Annotated in this window: 2 protein-coding genes and 1 pseudogene; 2 read left to right on the top strand and 1 reads right to left on the bottom strand. The window is 69.4% G+C overall.

The genetic code is table 11. The features are described from left to right. Positions 1 to 89: 89 nt before the first annotated feature. Positions 90 to 184 (bottom strand): annotated as a pseudogene (locus tag ACFYOS_RS36300) (metal transporter); the annotation flags it as partial. 230 nt (positions 185 to 414) lie between these two features. Here ACFYOS_RS36300 and ACFYOS_RS36305 point away from each other — a divergent pair. Next, the gene (locus ACFYOS_RS36305) at positions 415 to 1,596 is read left to right on the top strand and encodes a low temperature requirement protein A (protein ID WP_387151856.1); all 1,182 of its coding nucleotides are present in this window, start codon (positions 415 to 417) and stop codon (positions 1,594 to 1,596) included. After that, positions 1,544 to 3,071, top strand: a 1,528-nt coding sequence (locus tag ACFYOS_RS36310) for an RNA-guided endonuclease InsQ/TnpB family protein (RefSeq protein ID WP_387151859.1), incomplete at its 3' end; no start/stop codon positions are given. The genes ACFYOS_RS36305 and ACFYOS_RS36310, both read left to right, overlap by 53 nt.

The following is a 3,071-nucleotide window of genomic DNA, read 5'->3' on the forward strand; positions in this document are numbered from 1 at the left end:
AGACCCTCAGCAAGTCCCATCCTTCCAGCCCAGAGGGCATTTTCACGTTCTCGACCCACCACCGCCGCCAAGCCTTCATGAAGGCGCGAGGCTAGGGGTCGGAAGGTCCGTAGCCGCAGGCTGTTGGAGACCACGAACACCGAGGAGAAGGCCATGGCGGCCTGGCGATCATCGGGTTGAGCAGCGGCGGTGACCCGTTCGAGCTTGCTGGAGTTTCTATTCCACCTGGGTGGCGCAGGACGCTGTCCGGTCCCCGGACCCACGTGACGGATCGGCATCAGTACCTGGCTGACACTTCCCTGCCTGTAGCACGCCGCCGCTCGACCCCAGGCCATGGCAGCACATCCGCATCCACCAGAGCCGGCAGCGTGGTACTGCTTCAAAGCGACAATAACGGCAGAAGTGGGCGAGCCTATGGCGACGAGTAGGGCGAGCGGGCTGCTGCGGAGACCCGGGCAGCCGCAGCAGGCAACGTACCTTGAACTGTTCTTCGACGTGGTGTTCGTCCTCGCGCTCTTCCGGCTCACGCAGGGGCTGCTCCAGAATCTGACGTGGATCGGCACCTTCCAGACGCTGGTGTTGCTGCTGGCCCTGTGGTGGGTCTGGTCCCGCGTTGCGGGGACAACCGACAGGTTCGATTTGCAACGACCGCCGATACAGCTGCTGGTCATCGCGTCCATGCTTGGCATCCTGGTGATGGCCGCCGCGACGCCGGAGGCGTTCGGCAAGCGAGGCCTATTCTTCGCGGGCGCGTACGTCGCCATTCGGATTGGCGCCAGCGTCGTCCTCGTGCTCCTGCTGCGCGGCCACCAGGCGCAGCGCGCCTTCCTGCGGCAATTCTTCTGGTACGGCGTGTCCGCCGTGCCATGGATCGCGGGAGCCGTCGCGCACGATACGGCGCGTCTGGCGCTGTGGACGCTGGCGGTGGCCGTCGACTACACGGCGACCGCACTCCGCTTGCCCACACCGGGGTTGGGTCGCCTTGCGCGATCGGAGCTTGCGATCCTGGGCGAGCACTTGGCCGAGCGCTTCCGGCAGTTTTTCATCATTGCGCTCGGCGAGTTGATCCTGGTCACGGGTCTGGCGTTCGGCACCAGTGGCTTCGGGGCCGAGCACAGCGTTGCAGCCTTGGTGTATTTCACTACCACCGTGCTGTTGTGGCGAATCTACTTCTACCGCGCTGGGCAGCTACTGGCGGAAGCCATCGCGGCCGCCCCCGATCCGCTCCGCCTCAGCATCTGGGCGACCTACTCCCACCCGATCATGGTGGCCGGCGTCGTCATCACCGCCAACTGCGTCGATCACATCCTCGACCGCCCATTCGGACACGCAGAGCCGATCTGGATCGCCATGATCCTCGGCGGACCCGCGCTGTTCCTGGCCGGGCGCGGCATCTTCGAGTACGCGGTCTTCGCCCGCGTGTCCCGCAACCGGCTGATCGGTGTCCTCGTGCTCGCCGCCATCTCACCGGCGATGATCCGAGCGCCGCGGCTGGTGATCGCCATCGCCGCTGCTCTCGTCCTGGCCGCGATCGCCCTATCCGATGCAACCCGCGCCCGAGGACGCCCACCCGAACCGCCGTCACCGCCCCGCTAGTGCGGTGTCCAGTGACGTTCGGCGGGTTGGCGGGCGTGCGAATTTGTCGTACCGGTGGTGTTGGGTGTCGTTTGTGTCTCGTCGTCGCGATTCCTCTGCGCTGCGGGTGGTGTATCGCACCGCGCGTGTCGGGTTGCGGGTGACGTTGGGGCAGCGGCGGCGGTGTTTCGGGTTGCTGCGCTCGGCTGGTGATGTGTGGGCGTGTGTGCTGGAGCTGAATGCGTGGCGGCGGCGCCGCCGGGACGCGCCGTTGGTGGGTTATCAGGAGTTGTGTCGGGAGTTGGCGGTCTCGGGGCCGGGCACGTTCGGCGAGTTGGATAGCACGGGGGCTCGGTCGGTGTTGCGCCGGTTCTCCGATGCGTGGTTCGCGGCGGCGAAACGCCGCAAGGACGGTGAGTTGTCGGCCAGGTTCCCGCGTCGGCGGCGTGGGTTGGTGCCGGTGCGTTGGTATCACGGCACGTTCGACATCGATGGACGCCGGGTCCGGATCCCGATGGCGAAGGGCGCGCCTCCGTTGTGGGTGCGGTTGGCGCGGGAGCTGCCGTATCCGGTCGGGCAGGTCCGGTCGGTCACCTTGGTGTGTGAGGGCGGTCGGCTGTTCCTGGACGTGACCGCCGAAGTCCCGGTCGCGGCCTACCCGCCTGGTGAGGAACCCGACGCGGCCAGGGTGGCCGGCGTGGACCTGGGGATCATCCACCCGTATGCGGTGGCCGGCCCGGACGGTGCGGGGTTGTTGGTGTCGGGGCGGGCGATGCGCGCCGAGCACCGCATGCACCTGGCCGACACCAAAGCCCGCCGCCGGGCGGTGGCCGAGCGGGCGCCGAAGCCCGGCCAACGAGGGTCACGGCGGTGGCGCCAGTACCGGCGGCGGGCGCGCATGGTGGAGGGCCGGCACCGGCGTCGGGTGAGGCAGGCCCAGCACGAAGCCGCCCGCCAGGTTGTCTCCTGGGCCGTGCGCAAGCGTGTCGGTGTCCTGCGGGTGGGGGATCCGCGCGGCGTGCTCGACATCGACGCGGGGCGGCGGCACAACCTGCGGCTGCGGCAGTGGCAGATCGGCCGGCTGCTGCAGGTCCTCACCGACAAAGCTGTTCTGGCCGGCATCACCGTGCACCCCGTCGACGAGCGTGGCACGTCCTCCACCTGCCCCGCCTGCCGGCGGCGGGTGCCGAAACCGCGCGGGCGAACCTTGTTCTGCCCGCACTGCCAGTTCACCGGGCACCGCGACCTGGTCGCGGCCGCCATCATCGCCACCCGCACCCCGGGCGGCGGACCCACCACCCCTGCACCCGTCCGGGTGCCGGAGGTGGTCACGCACCGTCGAGCCGGCCGACACCTCCCTGGTGCCGGCCGGTCCCGGCGTGACCCCCGCCGCCCGCCCTGGGCGGCGCGAGGATCAGTTGGCCCGCGCAGGCCCGCCCCACCACCAGCGGATGGGGAGTCGCTCGCCCACACGGCGAGGAGCCACAACAACCACC

The organism is Micromonospora sp. NPDC005806 (assembly GCF_042871425.1).
GTDB lineage: Bacteria > Actinomycetota > Actinomycetes > Mycobacteriales > Micromonosporaceae > Micromonospora.